General features: G+C 53.3%; 15 protein-coding genes. 3 read left to right on the forward strand and 12 right to left on the reverse strand.

What is annotated here, in order from left to right; genetic code table 11:
• Positions 1 to 188 precede the first annotated feature (188 nt).
• Complete coding sequence (locus ACR0C3_RS06330) at positions 189 to 2,321, forward strand: adenylate/guanylate cyclase domain-containing protein (protein WP_480757756.1); 2,133 nt, start codon at positions 189 to 191, stop codon at positions 2,319 to 2,321.
• 138 nt (positions 2,322 to 2,459) lie between these two features.
• Here the strand turns inward: ACR0C3_RS06330 and ACR0C3_RS06335 are convergent, their stop codons facing one another.
• The 11 genes from ACR0C3_RS06335 to ACR0C3_RS06385 form a co-directional block, all read right to left on the reverse strand.
• A complete protein-coding gene (locus ACR0C3_RS06335; RefSeq protein ID WP_170690875.1) occupies positions 2,460 to 3,386 on the reverse strand; it encodes a DMT family transporter in 927 nt (308 codons plus the stop codon).
• Positions 3,387 to 3,514: 128 nt separating this feature from the next.
• Positions 3,515 to 4,669, reverse strand: coding sequence for a Gfo/Idh/MocA family protein (locus ACR0C3_RS06340; RefSeq protein ID WP_480757758.1), 1,155 nt, complete (start codon positions 4,667 to 4,669; stop codon positions 3,515 to 3,517).
• The gene (locus tag ACR0C3_RS06345; protein WP_480757760.1) at positions 4,669 to 5,724 is read right to left on the reverse strand and encodes a sugar phosphate isomerase/epimerase family protein; all 1,056 of its coding nucleotides are present in this window, start codon (positions 5,722 to 5,724) and stop codon (positions 4,669 to 4,671) included. Before ACR0C3_RS06345 ends, ACR0C3_RS06340 begins: the two co-directional genes overlap by 1 nt.
• A gap of 27 nt (positions 5,725 to 5,751) precedes the next feature.
• On the reverse strand, positions 5,752 to 6,780 hold the full coding sequence (locus ACR0C3_RS06350; RefSeq protein ID WP_480757761.1) for a LacI family DNA-binding transcriptional regulator: 1,029 nt from the start codon (positions 6,778 to 6,780) through the stop codon (positions 5,752 to 5,754).
• Between the two features lie 37 nt (positions 6,781 to 6,817).
• The gene (locus ACR0C3_RS06355) at positions 6,818 to 8,440 is read right to left on the reverse strand and encodes a dihydroxyacetone kinase subunit DhaK (protein WP_480757763.1); all 1,623 of its coding nucleotides are present in this window, start codon (positions 8,438 to 8,440) and stop codon (positions 6,818 to 6,820) included.
• Between the two features lie 11 nt (positions 8,441 to 8,451).
• Positions 8,452 to 9,444, reverse strand: a complete 993-nt coding sequence (locus ACR0C3_RS06360) for an ABC transporter ATP-binding protein (RefSeq protein WP_480757765.1) — start codon at positions 9,442 to 9,444, stop codon at positions 8,452 to 8,454.
• The gene (locus ACR0C3_RS06365) at positions 9,437 to 10,534 is read right to left on the reverse strand and encodes an ABC transporter ATP-binding protein (protein ID WP_480757766.1); all 1,098 of its coding nucleotides are present in this window, start codon (positions 10,532 to 10,534) and stop codon (positions 9,437 to 9,439) included. Before ACR0C3_RS06365 ends, ACR0C3_RS06360 begins: the two co-directional genes overlap by 8 nt.
• 2 nt (positions 10,535 to 10,536) lie before the next feature.
• Entirely contained in the window at positions 10,537 to 10,725 is a 189-nt protein-coding gene (locus tag ACR0C3_RS06370) for a hypothetical protein (protein WP_155150119.1), read from the reverse strand.
• A complete protein-coding gene (locus ACR0C3_RS06375) occupies positions 10,722 to 11,660 on the reverse strand; it encodes a carbohydrate ABC transporter permease (protein ID WP_010442361.1) in 939 nt (312 codons plus the stop codon). Before ACR0C3_RS06375 ends, ACR0C3_RS06370 begins: the two co-directional genes overlap by 4 nt.
• Positions 11,657 to 12,604 carry a carbohydrate ABC transporter permease gene (locus ACR0C3_RS06380; protein ID WP_155150124.1) on the reverse strand — a complete coding sequence of 316 codons (948 nt, stop codon included), beginning with the start codon at positions 12,602 to 12,604 and terminating at the stop codon, positions 11,657 to 11,659. Before ACR0C3_RS06380 ends, ACR0C3_RS06375 begins: the two co-directional genes overlap by 4 nt.
• 79 nt (positions 12,605 to 12,683) lie before the next feature.
• On the reverse strand, positions 12,684 to 14,003 hold the full coding sequence (locus ACR0C3_RS06385; RefSeq protein ID WP_170375848.1) for an ABC transporter substrate-binding protein: 1,320 nt from the start codon (positions 14,001 to 14,003) through the stop codon (positions 12,684 to 12,686).
• Between the two features lie 397 nt (positions 14,004 to 14,400).
• Between ACR0C3_RS06385 and ACR0C3_RS06390 the strand changes: the two genes are divergently transcribed.
• Together ACR0C3_RS06390 and ACR0C3_RS06395 are read left to right on the forward strand one after the other, a co-directional pair.
• Complete coding sequence (locus tag ACR0C3_RS06390; RefSeq protein ID WP_480757767.1) at positions 14,401 to 15,180, forward strand: MOSC domain-containing protein; 780 nt, start codon at positions 14,401 to 14,403, stop codon at positions 15,178 to 15,180.
• A 698-nt stretch (positions 15,181 to 15,878) separates the two neighbouring features.
• On the forward strand, positions 15,879 to 16,739 hold the full coding sequence (locus tag ACR0C3_RS06395) for a YbaY family lipoprotein (RefSeq protein ID WP_480757768.1): 861 nt from the start codon (positions 15,879 to 15,881) through the stop codon (positions 16,737 to 16,739).
• Positions 16,740 to 16,795: 56 nt separating this feature from the next.
• Here the strand turns inward: ACR0C3_RS06395 and ACR0C3_RS06400 are convergent, their stop codons facing one another.
• On the reverse strand, positions 16,796 to 18,757 hold the full coding sequence (locus ACR0C3_RS06400) for an amidohydrolase (protein ID WP_480757769.1): 1,962 nt from the start codon (positions 18,755 to 18,757) through the stop codon (positions 16,796 to 16,798).
• Positions 18,758 to 18,948 lie beyond the last annotated feature (191 nt).

An 18,948-nucleotide genomic window follows, 5' to 3' on the forward strand; every position in this document is an offset into this window, starting at 1 on the left:
CAATGCGTTCCATCCACGTCTCTGTTTTCCTGTGCAATGCCTTTTCCAATATGGTGCTTGCATGCCTGCTTGAACCGTTGCGGGTGGTGCGCGATCAAACCGGTGCAGATAACAAAGTGCTCTCGATACTCATATGTGAGGTAACGAGCGACTGGACTTCTATTGTTACATTTTGACTAATTAAGGGTATGAAAGTACGTCTCCATATCGGCGTTGCGACGTTATTCACGTTCCTCACGTTAGCCGTAACAACAATGCTTGTTGCCATTCTATATTTTGGCAACAAAGAGCTCGCCATTCGTACCGCGAAAGAGTGGATGACCGAGGCCAGAAGCCAGTCAGTCGATGAGATGCTAACCGTGATACGCGGAGCGGGAAGTGTCGTATCTTCTGCATCTGTCTTTCTTTCTAAATTTACGGACTATGCTGGCTCAAGTGCAGGTTTGGACGTGCTCTATTCGCAGATGCAAGGCAATGAGCACTACTATGGCTTGTATTTTGGCGAGGAAGAATCCGGAGACTTTTTTCAGAATATTAACCTCCCAAAACATTGGAAAACATTTGGAACGAGCGCCTTGCCTGTGCCGGAAGGAGTAGATCGCGTTCAACGGATAATTTCCGAGCAATTTGGCGAGCGCGTCGAGACTTACTTTTGGTCGGATGGCCGTTCGCTGGCCACACCATTTCTAAGTGGAACCACTGTCTACGATCCTCGAACACGTCCTTGGTATCGCGGGGCGTTGGAGCAAAGCGGCGTTTACGTATCGCCGCTTTATCAATTCGAGAGCACAGGGCGTCTAGGTGCAACGTTCTCAAAAACCGTGGTTGACGACGAAGGTAAATTGCTTGGCGTAGTTGCGCTCGACATCACAATATCGGCACTTTCGCAAATTCTAGATGATATCAGGATTGGCGATCATGGTTTGGTTTTCATGCTAGATCGCGAAGGTCGCCTGCTTTCCTACACCAGCACGCGATCCGAAGGTGGAGAGCCGCGCTTCGTGAGTACCAATACGAACGAGTTAATTGAAGGTCGTAGCCAAATTATTGACAGCGTCATTGATAGATGGCGAACCAGTCAGCAGGATTTTTTTCGCATAGCTCCAGCATCCGATGAAAGAAACTATATCGCATCCGTGATGCCCATCCCTGAAGTCTTCGGTGCCCAACCCACGCTCGGGCTCATAGTGCCGGAAGATGAGTTTATAGGAGAAATTAAAAGAAACACGACTCGTGCCATGCAAATCGGCGTACTTGCTTTGGTTCTGGCTGTCTCATTTACCTTTGTTGTCGCCCGTCTGTTGAGCAAAAACCTCGTGCGCGTGGCAACGGAAGCCAGAAAAGTCAGTAACTTTGAGCTAAGTGAGAACTTGAACCTGAAATCAAATATTCAGGAAGTCGCCGAACTCGGAGCAGCCGTTGCAAGTATGAAAGCTGGCTTGTCGAGTTTCGGTGCGTTCGTACCGAAGGAACTGGTGCGCTCTATCCTTTCAAAAGCAGAGAGAATTAGCGTTGGCGGAGAGTCGCGCGACGTGACACTTATGTTCGCCGACCTCAAAGGCTTTACGCGCCAAACCGAGGGGCTTGAACCCGAAGTTCTGATGCCTGCCTTGTCCGAGTATTTCGAAGCAATGGAAAAAGAGATATCCAGTAATCAGGGTACCGTGGATAAGTATATCGGCGATGCCATTATGGCTCTATGGAATGCTCCACTCGATGATACTGATCACCCTGTTCATGCTTGCCGAGCGGCTTTGGCATGTTTGCAGGCTGAGGCGAAACTCAATTCTGATAATGAAGCGTTACCATTACGTCCGTTGCATACACGTTTCGGCCTACACACCGGTCGTGTAGTGGTCGGCAACGTTGGGTCTCTTTCAAGGTTGCAATACACTGCGCTCGGTGCTGCGGTTAATTTTGCTTCCAGACTGGAAGGGTTGAACAAAGTTTACGGCACAAGAATTCTCGTATCGTCAGATGTGGCTGTTCACGTCGAGAGCAAGTTCGTGCTGCGCGAAATTGACTTTGTCGTGCCTGCCGGGACTAGTTTTCCTAGTCGCATCTTTGAACTGGTAGCGGAAAAAGATGATGAGAGTGGTATTTTGGTGAGCGCAGCCAAAAAACGCGAACTCGAAGAATGGCGTGCATGCTATGACTTGTATCAGTCTGGAAAATGGACTGAAGCATCAGACGCCTTAAAGAGGCATCGAGAAATCGCAGCTAACAAGCTTCTTGTAGATGTCTTTATCGAACGCTGCGGCAGTTTTGCGTTTGAAGCTCCGGCCGATTGGGATGGCGTTTACCGTTTCGAGAAGAAATAAATGAGAAGCATCGTAAACTCTCGCCCCGATGGACCAGAGACCAGTCATTCACTCACAATCAAACCGGACCAGTCAAATCAGGCCAACCGAAAATGGGCATTGTATTAATGCCGGCGTATGTCGCCTTCGAACCCAATCCTACCGCCTCGGCGATTTTGCGAGCACGGTAGATACGGTGCGCGTCTTTCTACTTCTTGTGATCGCGATTGCGCCCAGCACTAAGGCACATGCAAAAGCTTGAGGAAAAGAGATGGCTTCGCCAAAAGCAAGATATCCCACGGCAAACATTGTGGGCAATTCGATGCTTCCGACGACCGCAGTTTGGGAAGCCCCAATAACAGGTGAGCATATCGTGTAAATAAGCTGGGGCACGAAAGCAGTAACCAGTCCAATACCAACAATGAAAAGCCAATCGGACTGTTCCCTTGGGAGAAGCTCTCCAACCTCAGCACCAAGTATAAGCGGCCCGAGGCCCAGTACAGACCCCAGAGAAACTGACGCGATACGTGCCAACGGCGCAATCCGTGACAACCTGTGTACCAGGACGCAAATTCCGAAGCCAAACCCAAATGGGGCGGCAAGGGATAGCAGCAGCGTTGGTAGGTATTCCGCAGCCACTGACGCAGGCGAGCCAGCAATGACAGCTGCCACCACAATCAGACCAGCGGCCAACATGGCGCGTCGCGTGGGTGCATCGCCAAATACAGCCCAAGCAATAACTAAGGTGAACACCGGATAGGTCATGTAAAGCACACCCACTGTCGATGCGGGCAACTTCTCCAGCGCCGCTACATATCCTATCCAACCAAGCCCCATTACGGCGCCAGCGGAAAGACCCCAAGTGATCTCTCGCCATGCTTTTCGGTGCACGATGAGAACCGGAAGCAGAAGAAGAGCCGCAATAATGTAGCGGTAGAATGCGACCGCATAGGGTGCAACGCCCTGTTCGGTCAGGCTGCGGCTGAAGTAGGGAACCAGGCCGAAACAGATTGAAGCAAAAAGAACACCAATAACCGCAAATGCGTAAGGGATTGGCGATCGATTTCTCACGGATGTCGTTACCATAATCTGGAGCTTCAGCGACGCTCGCGGTTCGTTGTTCCGGATTGTTCAGTTATAGGTTGCGCGCTTCGGTTTTTGGTAGATACCCACGCTGCCTTCCAAGATACATGCCCTACGCCCACAACCAGGATTTAAGTTAAGCTGACCCAAGCCGCATTCCTTGAAGAACTCTGCACGCATGCGGCTACAAACTTAACACCATTTAGCCCGTCATAAACCGTTGGATAAACAACCGACGCATCAGGCGAACTCCCATTTCGGAAAGCTTGGATCGCCTCAGCAGCCTCTCCATAGATATTGGCGAAACCTTCAAGATATCCCTCGGGATGACCCGGAGGGACTCTGCTCAACCGATTGGCAGCATCACCAGCTCCGGCTCCATTTCGGGTGATCAGGCGCTTGGGTTCGTTGTATGGTGTGAACCAAAGGTAATTGGGATCTTCTTGGGCCCACTCCAGCCCACCTTTTTCGCCGTAGACCCGCAACCGAAGTGCGTTTTCATTTCCGGGAGCCACCTGAGAAGACCACAGCATACCTCGCGCTCCGCCCTCGAAGCGAAGCAAGACGTGGGCGTTGTCATCGACTTTGCGCCCCGGCACAAAGGCCTGCAAGTCCGCCGCCAGGCTTTCCGCTGTCAGCCCGGTTACAAAGCAGGCAAGGTTGTAGGCATGGGTTCCGATGTCACCGGTCGATCCGCCCGCGCCCGAGCGTTCGGGATCAGTTCGCCACTCAGCCTGTTTGAAATCCTGCTGCTCGGTTAGCCAGTCCTGCGGGTACTCAACCTGAACCACACGAACCTTGCCAATTTCGCCGTTGGCAACCATTTCACGCGCCTGCCGAACCATGGGATAGCCCGTGTAATTGTGGGTCAAAATGAATAGGGCGTTCGCGCTTTCTGCTGCTTTGACCAGCTTCTTTGCATCCGTAAGGGTCGAGGTGAGTGGCTTGTCACAAATGACATGAATACCGCGTTTCAGGAACTCACGCGCGGCGGCATAGTGAACGTGATTTGGCGTGACGATTGAGACCGCCTCTATCCCAGATTTCAGCCGGGCTTCCCTAATCGCCATTTGTTTGAAGTCTTCATAGACCCGTTCGAGGCCGAGTGCCTGACCACTTTCAATGGATTTCTCTGGCGTCGAAGACAAAGCACCGGCAACCAGCTCGAACTTGTCGTCCAATCGAGCCGCGATGCGATGAACGCCGCCAATGAAGGCGTCGTTTCCGCCGCCAACCATGCCAAGGCGAATGCGTCTTGAGGTTTCTTCACTGCGTCCTGTGACCATCACTCAATCCCCAGCATTTTACGATTGGCGGCTTCGTCTGCGCCACCATCAGCGAAATCATCAAAGGCTTTCTCGGTCACACGGATGATGTGATCTGACACGAACTGAGCACCTTCACGCGCACCATCCTCGGGGTGTTTGAGACAGCATTCCCATTCGACCACAGCCCAACCATCAAAGTCATTCGCGGCCATTTTTGAAAACACAGCCCCGAAATCCACCTGACCATCGCCCAGTGAACGGAACCGTCCGGCCCGATCGACCCAGCTTTGATATCCGGAATAAACACCCTGCCGTCCGGTCGGGTTAAACTCGGCATCTTTGACATGGAACATCCTGATCCGATCTTTGTAGATGTCGATATTGTCCAGATAGTCGAGACATTGCAGCACGTAGTGTGACGGGTCGTATAGCATGCAGGCCCGTGGGTGATTTCCCGTCCGTTCCAGAAACATCTCGTACGTCACACCATCGTGGAGGTCCTCTCCGGGGTGGATTTCATAGCAAACATCAACTTCGCAGTCTTCGGCGTGATCAAGGATTGGCACCCAACGACGCGCAAGCTCATCAAACGCCGTTTCAATCAAGCCGGCAGGGCGTTGCGGCCAAGGATAGACATAGGGCCATGCTAGCGCGCCAGAGAATGTTGCATGTGCGGAAATACCCAGGTTTTTTGACGCTGACAGAGCCTTTTTGACCTGATCCACTGCCCATTCTTGCCGGGCTTTCGGGTTCCCGCGAACGCTTTCGGCAGCAAAGCCATCAAACGCGCTGTCATAGGCTGGGTGAACGGCCACAAGCTGGCCTTGAAGATGCGTTGAAAGTTCGGTGACTTCGACGCCATTCTCCGTAGCTTTGCCTTTGAAGTCATCGCAATAACCGGTACTGGACGCGGCTTGTTCCAAGTCGAATAACCGACCGTCCCAACTGGGGACCTGAACGCCCTTGTATCCACAATCAGCCGCCCATTTGGTGATCGCGTCCCACGAATTGAACGGTGCTTCGTCCCCCGCAAATTGTGCAAGAAACAAAGCTGGACCTTTGATCGTCTTCATAAAATTTCCTCCCCAAAACCTAAGCCTCTACGGCGGTAAATTATCCTTCAGATAGATGTCGATACGGATACGTTCCTGCGCTTTGTTGAATGGAACCTTGTCCTTAGTTGCGCGCAATAGTCGGACGGCAGAACGAACAATATGCCCGGTGTCTTGCGAGATTAAGGCGTCAAATGTGCCAAGCCTAAGCGCCTCACGACTGAGCGGAGTAAGCTCATGCGCTATGATCACCAGATCTTTGCTGAACCTGTTCTCCGAAAGAAATTGTATCAGGCCGGCATTGCCCGCTGCTGACGAGTATATTCCAACCAGATCCGGATAGGTTTCAAAGATCTCGGGCATCATCTTGTAAATCAGATCAGGGTCATCCCGGCCTTCGACAGATGCCACAACTTGGAGGTGCGGAAACTCCTCGGCCACAACAATATCAAAGCCTTGGCGACGTTCCAGGTGGTCACGCGCCAAACGGGATCCTGTAAGAACCAAGACCTTGCCGTCGCGATGAACAAATCGTCCCATCAGCTGAGCGGCGGTTCGTCCAGCCGAAACGTTATCGATTCCCACAAAATGGTCTCGCTCAGAGCTGGGCAAGTCAGACACCAACGCAACCACCGGAACGCCTTTGTCCCTGAGCCTTTTGACAGCATCGCGAACAGAAGGCGTTTCGGGCCCAAAAACGGCGACTCCGTCTACATCCAAACTGTCGACAGCATCCAGAATGTTGACGATATCTTGCGGCTCAAACGGCGCGACCTTCTGTATCGCAATGCGGGTCCGCTCGATAAATTGGTCACGGGATTGTTCTGCGATCTGACTGCTGATTGCCTCCACAAACTCGTTGTCAGTGTCCGGCAGAACAAAGAGGAAGTTGTAAACTCGGTTTCGCGCAAGGTTGGCCGCGGCCGTATCGCGAACATACCCCAGCTCATCAATTGCCTTTTGCACTTTCTGTACGGTTACGGCCCGCACGCCGGGGCGTCTGTTCAAGACCCGGTCAACAGTCGCGAGACTGACGCCCGCGACGCGCGCGAGGTCATTGACGGTTGGCTTTTTCACCAATTCTAGTTTTTGTTTTTGGTCTTCCACGTGTTCTTCAGCCCTCAATCTCCCGTGCCAAACCTTCAAACAACAAAGCAACAGCCTCAGCACCGGGATCGTTATGTCCAACTAGGTTTTCTTCGGGAACATAGGCTGCCCGGCCCGCCTTCGCACGACGAATATTCGCGGTGTTGTTCGCGCCTTCGCGGGCAGCCTCGGCCGCGTGTGTCAGACCAGATGGCAGTGCGGCAAGTGCCGGTGCCAGGGCGTCAATCATTGTCCTGTCACCGACCTTGGCACCCCCGACCTGGCTGACGCGGTTCAGGCCCTCGACAAGGGATTTAGGCACGGAGGCTCCGCTTGCACAGGCATCCCCGGCTGCGTTGAAAAAGATCGCAAGAATCACACCGGACGACCCACCCATTGTCTGGCTCAGTTCGTTGCCCAACGCCGGAAACAGCTGTGTCAGATCAGCCAGCGGCATCCGGTCGAGGCTGCCCTGTAACGCCCGAGCGGCGGTCGCCAATGTGCTTCCTGTATCACCATCCCCGGATTTTGCGTCCAGCTCGTTCAGTGTTTTCTCGGCGTTGATGAGGAGGTCGGACAACCGGGTGATCGTTTCCTTTGTTGCGGGATTGTTCGAAGGAATTGGATCGATTGGGGTCAGGCCATCAGGCAATGGTGCTACTTTGATCGGGTCGATGGAATTGACCCCGGGCCATGCAGCTAGATCAACGGGTGCTTCAAGCGCTGACAAATCGCCTTGATCTACGGGCAGAATGGAAACCGAAAACCCGTGCATATCCAGCGACGTCATCATGGGTGCCGGGCCAATGATATGGTGGGCAACACCAGTTTCGGACAACGCATGCGTGAGGACGGCCATTTCCAGCGGAGTTGTAGAACCCAGGTTGTTGACCAGTGCCACGCAGTCCCCATCGCCCACTCTTTGCTTCAGCTTCTCCACCACTGTGGACATGGCCGATACCGCATTTGAGAACTCGACTTGCTGTACGCCGGGCTCACCATGGATACCCAAGCCGAGCTCTGCTTTTCCGGGTGCGATCCTGTCTTCTTTTGGAGAACCCGGAACGGTACAGGTGTCCAGGCTCATACCGATGCTGACAACCTTTGCTATGGTGCTTCTTGCTGCTTTGGTAACGGTGTCAAGGTCAGCACCGTTTTCAGCAAGCGCTCCGGCGATTTTGTGAACAAACAACGTACCCGCCACGCCGCGTGGTTGCGGAAGGTCGGGCAGGGCGATGTCATCGTCGACAACGACCATCTCGACCTTGCGACCCAAAGCGCGGGCGCGTTCCGCCGCCAGTCCAAAGTTCAACCGATCGCCGGTGTAATTCTTGACGATCAGCAGGCACCCGGCCTCACCCGTGACCGCAAGGATACCGGCCAAAACTGCCTCGACCGAGGGTGAGGCGAACACTTCACCGCACACCGCTGCCGTCAACATACCAGCGCCAACAAAACCGGCATGGGCGGGTTCGTGACCAGATCCTCCTCCGGACACCAGGGCGACCTTCGACTTGTCCCAATCCGACCGGTAAACAACCTTGATATGCGGATAGCCGTCCAGCCGGGTAAGCTGACCGCCAGAGGAAGCCAGAAGACCGTCTATCGCCTCTGTCACCAGGGTTTCTTTTGTGTTGAGGAACTGGGCCATGCTTTTGCTCCTTAGTTCACGCGCGTGCCGGACGCGTCAAAATACAACGGGTTATTGGGACGGATTTTTATAATCTTTCCAGATGGGTAGTCCTGATGGACATCAATCAGGGTCACAACCGGGTGACCATTCAGGTCCAGGTGTAGCCGTGTTTGATCTCCCAGATGCTCGGCGCGTATCACACGAGCCTCGCTGCCTTCGCCTTCAATGATGTTTTCCGGGCGAAGACCAATCTGCGGGCCTTTGTGATCGCCTCCGAACAACTCAGACGGCAGGATGTTGATCCGCGGCAGACCCAACCGGCTGGCGACATAAACACTGCCAGGGTTTTCATAGATATCCCGGGGTGTTCCGTATTGAACCAGTTTTCCGTTTTCCAACACGCCAATATGCGTCGCCATTGTCATGGCTTCGACCTGATCGTGGGTCACGTAGAGCAAGGTTGACCCCAGATCGGCCTGAATCCTCTTCAACTCGACCCGCAGATCCGCCCGTAGCTTGGCATCCAAAGAGCTGAGCGGTTCGTCCATCAGGAAGATCTGTGGATCGCGCACCAGTGCCCGTCCGATCGACACACGCTGCATTTCACCGCCTGACAGTTCGGTGGCTTTGTTGTCCAGTTTGTGCGGAATCTGCAGGATCTCCGAGACTTCGTTGACCTTCCTCGTGATCTGATCCTCTGGCGTCTTCAGGATCGGCGACCGCAGAGGGAAGGACAGGTTCTCACGCACCGTCATATGCGGGTACAGCGAGTATTGCTGGAAGACCATCGCCACATCGCGCTGGGCAGGTGTATCTAGTCCAACGTCACGCCCGGCAATGCGCACTGTTCCTGAATCCAGTTTCTCAAGTCCGGAAATCAACCTCAGCGTCGTTGTTTTCCCAGCACCTGTCGGGCCCAACAACACCACAAAGGCCCCGTTGGGGATCGTCATTGAGATATCATCCACCGCTTTTAAGTCGCCAAATGATTTCGAGATATTCTCTAAAACGACTTCAGCCATTGCTTAGTACCTCGTCGTTCAGAGCGGACCTCAAAGCGCGCCCAGTAGACTTTTCAAACAGGGTTACTGCGGGGGAGCGAAACTCCAATCCCACTGTCTCGCCGGGATTAACGGTCTCGCGGGCATCAATCCGGGCTTTCAGCTCTCCGTTCGGGCTTTGCAGCGTCACGATCTGGGTGGTTCCTAAGTATTCTGCGGCCAGGACCTTGGCCCTGTAGGCGCTCGCATCCGACAGAAAAACATGCTCGGGGCGAACACCGAAAACCAAGTCTCCTTCTGCCCCTTCCATCAGTTTGGGCACGGCTTCGTCATGGCCATTCAATCGAACCATTTCCGAGCCAGGTTCGACCTTTCCTTGAAACGGCAAGAAGTTCATCGAAGGCGATCCGATGAAGTCCGCAACGAACATCGTAGCTGGTTTGTCGTAGATTTCCTGAGGTGTGCCGAATTGCTCGATCACAGCGTTGTTCATCACCACGATCTTGTCGCCCATTTGCATGGCCTCCAGCTGATCATGCGTGACGTAAACAGTCGTTGCGCCCATGCGATCATGAAGCGCGCGGAGTTCTTCGGCCATATGCTCACGAAACTCGGCATCCAAGGCACCCAGCGGTTCGTCCATCATGAACGCCTTGGGTTCGCGAACAATCGCGCGACCCAGCGCCACGCGCTGCCTGTCGCCGCCTGATAGTCCACCTACCGGGCTATCGAGTATATCGTTGATGCCCAGAATTCCCGCGACTTCCTCGACTTTGGCTTTGACAGCAGCACGCGGCATACCCTGCGATATCAGCGGATAACTGATATTCTTGCGTACGTTCATGTGCGGGTACAGCGCGAACATCTGGAACACGAAGGCAATGTCCCGCTCTGACGGCGGGCGCTGGCTGATCTCTTCGCCGTCCAGATAAATCTCACCCGACGTTGGAAGCTCCAACCCTGCGATCATACGCAGGGTCGTGGTTTTTCCGCATCCGGACGGGCCCAGCAGCATGAAGAACTCGCCGTCCTCAATCGTGAACGAACTTTCGCGGACAGCCGTGAAATCGCCGAACATCTTCTTTACGTTTTTAACTACGATCTGGGCCATTTCTACTCCGGGAAATGACTGACGATGATGAACATGACGGTTCCGATCAGCGTGACGATGAAAGAGTAGGTGAAGGCCCAAAGGACAAAGGGTTGCATCAGCATGAAGACACCCAGTGCAATCAGGATGGTTGCAACCATCTCCCATGGGCCGCGGCGGAGCCGTAGTAATCCGGTCAGAAACTCGCTCATTTGCGTACGGCTCCGAATGTGATCCCTCGCAGCAAGTGTTTGCGCATCAGGATGGTGAAGATCATGACAGGGATCAGGAAGATCGTGGCACCTGCTGCCACCGCGGGCCAGTCCAAGCCGCCAATACCGATAATCGTCGGAATGAACGGAGGTGCAGTCTGCGCATTCGCGGATGTCAGCAGCACGGCAAACGCGTATTCATTCCAGGCGAAGATCAGGCAGAAGATCGCAGTTGACGCGATGCCTGTGGCGGCTTGCGGCAGCACCACTTTGTAGAAGGCCTGAAACCTCGTGTAGCCATCTATGAGGGCGGCTTCTTCGTACTCTCTTGGGATTTCGTCGATGAACCCTTTCAGCAACCAAACCGCCAGGGAGATATTCACGCCCGTGTAAAGCAGGATCATCCCGAGATGCGTGTCGCTTAAACCGAGGTTTCTGAACATCAGGAAGATAGGGATAGCAACCGCGACCGGGGGCATCATCCTCGTACTCAGGATGAAGAATAGAAGGTCATCCTTAAGCGGGACCTTGAACCTGCTGAAGGCATAGGCGGCCAGCGTACCAAGGAAGATACTCAGGAAGGTTGAGCCAAATCCGATGATAACCGAATTCATAAAGCGCTCGCCGAACTTGGACGGCCCGACAATCACCATGTCGTACTGGCGGACAATCTCATCGGCCCAGTTCTGTGGTGGGTTCGCTTCCAGAAACTCCTGCGTCTGCCGTGTGCGCGTGGTGAAGAGGTTGACGTAGCCTTCAAGCGTTGGGTCAAAGACCACTTTAGGCGGGTAGCTGATCGCATCGGCCGGAGACTTGAATCCAGTCAGCAAGATCCACACCAGCGGTATCATCGTGATCAGCGCATAAGTAATGACTAGGAAGCCTGCGATCCATTTGGACCGGTTGGAGGGTTCAGTGACGGAAAAACTGCTCATCTCTGCTTCACCTTGTTCAGGGCTTTGACGTAGATCGACGCAAGGCCGAACACGGTGACGAAAAGGATGATCGCATAGGCTGACGCATAGCCCGTACGCCATTTTTCAAAGGCTTCGCGTTTCAGGTTGATCGAAGTGAGTTCCGTCACAGACCCCGGCCCACCACCGGTGAGCTGAACCACCAGGTCGAACATCTTGAAGTTCTCGATCCCTCGAAACAGCACAGCGAGCATCAGGAACGGCAGCACCATCGGGATGGTAATCGTAAAGAACTGTCGTAGCTTGCTGGCCCTGTCGATCTCAGCCGCCTCGTAGATGTAGTCGGGAATACTGCGTAGACCGGCCAGACAGATCAGCATTACGAAGGGGGTCCACATCCAGGTGTCGACAATCACAATCGCCCATGGGGCCAACGTGACGGATCCCAGCATTTCAAAGCTCGATGGGTCCTTGCCGGTAAACCAGGACACGATGTAGTTAAACAGGCCGATCTGAGGCTGGTACAGGAACTTCCAGAAGTTCCCGACAACCGCCGGAGACAGCATCATCGGCAACACGATAATTGTGGTCCAAAGATCGTTGCCCTTGAATTTCTTGTTGATCAGCCACGCCAGAGCAAACCCGATCAGGACCTGGAAAAAGATCGTCCAGAACAGGAAATGCGCCGTCGCCTGCATGTTCAGCCAGGTGTCCGAGTCCGTCAGGATACGCTCGTAATTCCTGAGACCGACATCTTTGACTTCGCGCCCGATCCGATTGGCCTTGTAGTTGGTAAAGCTCAGTTGGATGGTCCAAATCAACGGAAAGATGTTGATCGCCAGCAATAGAAAAATCGTTGGGGAGATGAATATCCAGGCGATCGCGCGGTCGGATAATCCCCGGATTTTTCGCGCAACTCGCTCGGGCGTTGCCTGCGCAACGCGATCTACGGTCCTGTCAGACATCTCTTTGCCAGTTCTTGTTGGTGTAGGACTCACGGGTGAAGGTGGAGCGGGATTGCACCCGCTCCGGCCTGTGTCCGGATTACAGCTTGCCTTCGTCTTCGAAGACTTCCGTCCAATCTTCGATCAGAAGATCCAACGCTTCCTGAGCTGTACCTTGGTCAGCAACCACGTAGTCGTGGATGCGTTTCTGCATTGCCAGCAAAAGTTCCGCATAAGCAGGCTCTTGCCAGAAATCCTGCACACCGCCCATTGCTTCTAGGAAGTCTCCGGCGAAAGGCTGGCTGTCCACGAAACCGGGATCTTCCAGCACCGAGTTGTGCGCCGAGTAGCCGCCTAGCTCCCACCATTTGGCCTGCACTTCTGGCTGCGCGAACCACTTGATGTACTCAAGTGCAGCGTCCTGTTTGTCAGAGTAGCTGACAACCGAGATACCTTGTCCGCCCAGTGTCGAACCAGCCTGATTTTGGGGTGGGTTCACGAAGAAGTCGATCTTGTCACCGCCGGTATTGGGATCGGCATAGAGACCTGGGAAGAACGCAAACCAGTTCATGGCCATGGCGACCTGACCGGACTTAAAGGCGTCCAGGCTCTCACCCATGTAAGAGTTGGTATATCCCGGAGGCGTCGCCGTTTCGTAGAATTCCTTGTAGAACTCCAGAGCTTCAACCGCTTCGGGTGAGTTTACCGCACCTTCCATGTCATATGAGCCCGGGGTGTTTTCGTATTTGAAGCCCCAAGGATACAGCGCTCCGGTGACACCCATGGTGATCCCTTCCGAGCCGCGCTCGGTAAAGATTGCTGCCCCATAGACGGTCTTGCCGTCGATCTCACGACCTTGGAAGAACTGAGCGATCTGCAGCAGCTCTTTCTGAGACTGTGGCTCACGCAGGTCCTGACCAGTCGCTTCTTTGTATGCGGCTTGGATGTCGGGGTTCTCGAACCAGTCCTTGCGATAGAACCAGCCGTTTGCATCGCCCATCGCAGGCAGCGCGTAGTAGTTTGGTGTGCCCTTGGGCCAGGTCGAGTAAGCGTAAACAGTGGCCGGCGCGAAATCGTCCATGCTGATACCTTCAGCATCGAAGAACTCGTTCAGCTGGACATAATGACCATTCTCAGCGCCACCGCCGATCCATTGGCTGTCACCAATCAGCAGGTCGCAGAGCTTCCCCCCCGAGTTCAGCTCGTTCAGCATCCGGTCCGCAAAATTTGGCCAGGGAACAAACTCGAAGTTCATTGTGTGGCCGGATTCTGCTTCGAATTCTTTTGATAGCTCAACAAGCGCGTTGGCCGGGTCCCATGCAGCCCAACAAAGCGTCAGATCTTCAGCATTTGCCTTGGTAGAAAGAGTAGTAGCGGCAAGGACTATTGCGCTGGCCGAGGCCAGTTTTGTGTAAGTCATCCATTCCTCCCTTTTTGCGCCGTCAATCGAGGATGTGCGAATCGCGGCATACTTCCAAGGCTATTTGAGGTACGCACCTCAAGTCCAGAATTTTTTGAGGTTCGTACCTCAAATAGTCAAAGAAGGTTGTTAACATCGCTTTTTAGTTATTGATTTTATTTATTTTACTTATTTGCGTTGATGCGCATGTATTTTTGACAGTTAGGATTTTTGAGGCCCTGTTGATCAAAATTGGTACAGACCGCAATCGCTGCAATGATGTGTCCAGCAGGTTTAGCGAACACGCTTTTGAAGCACTCACTGATTATTTGGTCGATACCATTGAGAATTGGAGATAGCGTCAAACAGCACGGACCACTGGGGATCGTGCATAACTCGTTTGGTCAGGTGCAGACGTATGAACACGCTCTCTATCGTCAGTTTAAACCGGTACCCAATTAAGGGTTTGAGTGCCGAGTCCATGCACACCGTGACGCTGCGAGCAGGAGAAGGGATTCCTGGTGATCGCCTGTTCGGATTCGCGCGCTACAACTCCGGTTTCGATGCGCAGAACCCTCAGCCACTGCCGAAAGATCGATTTGTTGTTCTGTTGAATGAGGCTGCACTGGCAGGTGTTAAGACGAATTTTGATACTGAGACCCAAACTCTAAAGATCAAAGCAAGCGGCAAAACACACAGCTTTAATATGCAAGCACCAGAAGATCGGATGAATGCGGCAAGTTTCCTGTCTTCAGAGATCGATTTAAAAGATCCCGAACCGCCAAATTTCGTTTCGTCTGCTCCTCATCGGTTTACAGATGTGTCTGTCGTCTCACCTAAAATGATGAATGCGATATCCGTTTTGAATCTGACGTCGGTGGAAAAATTGGGTGAACAACTGAACGCGGAAATCCACCCAGCACGCTTCCGGGCGAATATAGAGATAGAAGGCTTACTCCCGTTTTCTGAGCTGGACGCAGTTGGATCAGTTCTTAGATTCGGCGATGTCGAGTTCAAGATACTCTCGCGTACTAAAAGGTGTGCAGCCACTGAAGTGAACCCGGATACGGCCGAGCGGGACTTGAAGATACCCTATCTAATTCGGAAGTTGATGGGCCATATGGACATGGGTGTCTACGTTGCGGTGGCTAAAGGCGGAACGCTGAGCATAGGCCAGACAGGGCAAGTGTTAATTTGAATATTGTTCTCCCTGTCAAAGTGGCAGTCCCGTGCGTTTTGTCCCGCGCTCTCTCAAATTATCTGTGTCTACTCTTTCGCAGTCGTTTTCTTGCTCGCCCAGTGTAGCCGATGTAGCTCTCTCGAAAAACGATGCTCCAATTGAAGCATGTTTTGGAACGAACCTAGAAGATTTACTAACAACGTTGTTTGCGGACTATTCTTACTTCTTCTTAGGCTTGAAAGGAAGGATGAGCCTATGTGCGCTAGCCACGCGTTAGAAGGTCTTTGTGTCGTCAATGGTAATTTTGTTGGGCCCGAGTCAACTCAGTCGGTAAAAAGGCGAAAGCTTAGATGTCACCGAAAGGGAAATCTATGTGTCGCCCCGCATAGTTGCTCAACTTCACACGAACCTGACCCGACCGTTGTAGTTGGACCAGAAAAGCGATGAACCCTCGGCATCAGATGGCACCCTAAGTCAATTTTTTGAACGAAGTTGGATCTAGAGCTGCGGATAGTTTTCTGAAGCTCGAGTTTGGTCTCATATTTTTAGTAATCAGCAAGTCGTCATTTGCGGCCCATAAGGGACTTATTCATCAAAAGATCGCGTTGTGTTGCACCTGTTCACAGACCTTCTTGGTTGGGTGTCACTTGGCGAATTATCCAATGGTTTTAGTGACGCGCCCTGCGAGATCCCGCTCGGGGACTACTGCAATCCGAATGAAGCGCACACTTGGACGTATGTTCACGCGTCTGTCCTTGCGTTTCTTGGATCAGTGCAGTCTGTTGGTTTCTGAACATTTGGGGAGTACTTTCTCAATGCTTAGACACGTCCTGATTGCGGTATTTTCAGTTGCCCTACTCTCCATCGCTTCGTCTGGAGTCGCCGAGACAATGCATGTGAAGACCACTGTAACCTACCGGGAACGGATCGCGCTGCCGCCTGACGCCGTTTTGGAAGTCGAACTTCTTGATACCTCGCGTGCAGATGCACCTTCGGTTCGGCTGTCTTCCCAGAGGTTCAAACTCATTGGTGTCCCCAGAACAATTGAAATTGCCTACGACACAGGTCTCATTATTGACCGCCATACCTACACAGTGGCTGCCAGGATCATTTCCGATGGTCACGTGATGTTTCGTTCAACGACGGCGACACCTGTGCTGACCCATGGCGCACCAGATTCTGCTGAACTCGTTCTAGAGATGATGCCAAGGAGAGCGGGCAGCAACGTTGCTGACCAATCGATCTACGATACCGCTTGGGAAGTTTACGAGATCGCAGGGCGTATGCTCATTGCTGAGGACCCTCCCTCCCTGACAATTGACCAAGATGGCCAGTTTGGCCTGTACGGAGGGTGTAACAGGTTTACAGGAACTCTCGACGCAGCCAATGGTAAGTTCAGCATGCCGGACAACTTCGCGGGAACGAAGATGGCGTGCCCTGAGGAGCGAGAAAAGCTTGAGGAAGATATGATCAAAGCCTTGTCCGCTGCAGTGGGCTACGTGACAAACGGAACAAACCTGACGCTCAACAACGCAGCGGGTGTCACGGTTCTACGTCTGCGCAAAATGCCAGAATAGGCAACTGCGCCTTTCGAAGCGAGCTGGGGCAATCCTCCGCCTTGTTCTAGCGACAATCAACGAGAACCATAGGCGGAAATTCCGAGTGGATCATAGACGTTAGACTGCGTCGTTTGCGAGTGATCGTGGTAGTGGGCCTTACTTCGTGCGTGGCGTAGTGACGCCATCAGTACACGTTCCGGATTATTGATGAACTGGCTTGCATCGGCTTCGTCATTGTCTTCTCCCGCTGCAGGAGGTGCGGGCTGAAGACGGCCTTCAAGCACAGTGCCCCACACTTTGATATCGGCCAGCGTCAAAGGATCCACAGTTAGCGGATTTTCTTCGAGGATTGTGAAGTTGGCCAGTTTGCCAGGCTCGATGGAACCAATCTCATCCTCCAATTGAAGGGAATAGGCTGCGCCGATGGTGATCCCTTCCAAAGCGTCTTCGGCACTGATGCGCTGGTCCGGACCAACGACGCGACCACTCGTGGATATCCGATTGACAGCAGCCCACATGTATTTCAACGGCTCCGCAGGAGCCATCGGCATGTCCGAGTGCAGCGAGAAGGGGATACCTGCTCGAACGGCATCGCCTAAAGGCACCATGCGCTCTGTGCGCTCGCTACCAACGCTGCCTGCGGCATACCGATCTGCGAGCGTCGGCGTGTAAACGGAATTGCCGCTGACAATCGCGCCAAGACGTTTAATGCGTGCGATCTGATCAGGTTGAGCGTAGCCAAAGTGTACGACGACGGTGCGATGGTCATATCTCGGATTGCGCTGCATGGCTGCTTCGAGGGCATCCAGAAGAATGTCTAGGCCGCCGTCTCCCAGATTGTGAACATGGACCTGAAAGCCTGCGTCCCAATAAAGGTCGAAAACCTGCTTGAAGAGATCGGGTGTCATAATCCATTCACCTTCATGCCCGTCCAGGTAGCCATCGCGCATGATCATCAATTCACTGAAGATCGCTCCATCCAAAAGCAGCTTGACCTGCTTAGGTAGGAACTGGGTTCGGCCTTCGCTCCACGCCAGCATGGCTTCGGTTTCGGACAGTACTTTTTCGGGGCCCTCGGTGTTCAGAAACAAACCGCCAAGCGTCCGACCGTCCGGAATAAAGTAAAAGTTGAAAGGTGTGTCGTCTGGCCCGAACGCTTCTGCCACCAGAGCTTGAGCGTTCTGATCCACAGGGCCAGCTGGCTCTGCAAGGGTCGTTATCCCGCTGCGGTGATAATAGTCCTCTGTGAACTCCAGCGCCTCCATGACCCTTTCGATAGACGCGTAGACCGGAGCAAACTTCTCAAAGAACACATGCTCCCAGAATGCAGCCTCAAGGAAGAGGCCTTTTTCAAGGTTGGCTTGAGACCGGGCCAGTTCGCTTGACCAGCTTTCAATGTATTCTTCGGTGATATCCAGTTGTTCGATGGCCGCCGAGTTGAAGTACATCTCATGGGTGGAGCGCTGCCATACAGCAAGCGGAATGTCGGGGGCCAGTTCGTCCAAAATCGCACGGCTCATGTCCCCGTGCCACAACGCGTGATACCCCCAGACCATCAACGGCCGCCCGCTGCTTGGATCATATGTGTTGATGACCTCGGACAGGCGTTGGCGAAACTCCTCCTCGCTATTGGCAAGAGGCGCGAATCCGGCCGGCGATTGCCAGTCCTCGATGGAAATGATGGCATCCGACATCATCGCAAGCGCGCCCAGAAGCGGGTGTAAATGCTGTTCAATGAACCCAGGCACAATGACTTTGTCTTCAAAACTGCGGTCAATTGCATAGCTACCTTCGGGCAGCCGACCCTCGATACCCTCTACGGTTCCGACGTCGACAATTCGACCGTTTCTAACTGCCACGGCCTCAGCCAACGGGGCGTCCGGATTCATGGTAAGAACTTCTCCACCGACGTAGACAGTTGTGCCGGGAAACTCCGGTAAACGCTCAAAGGCGTCTTGCAAAGAGGGGGACCGTGCAGCGCCTTGAAGCGGCATCAGCGCAAAAGCGAATACTGTGAGAGACTTAAAGAACTTCATTGATGCCTCCGAATGAGATTACGGACATTAAAAAATTGCTTCGATCAGAGCAGGTTGGTCTGCGATGAGTCAACCTAAGCCGTCAGTCTCTAAAAACCGACTAAGCGGTATAAACTTGAAAGCCACTTTCGCGGCCTGCTGTGGTCTCGTGGCAGACATTCGCAGAAATTCACAGAATGACTGCATGCGAA

The sequence above is a fragment of the Ruegeria sp. CK3 genome (assembly GCF_056536565.1).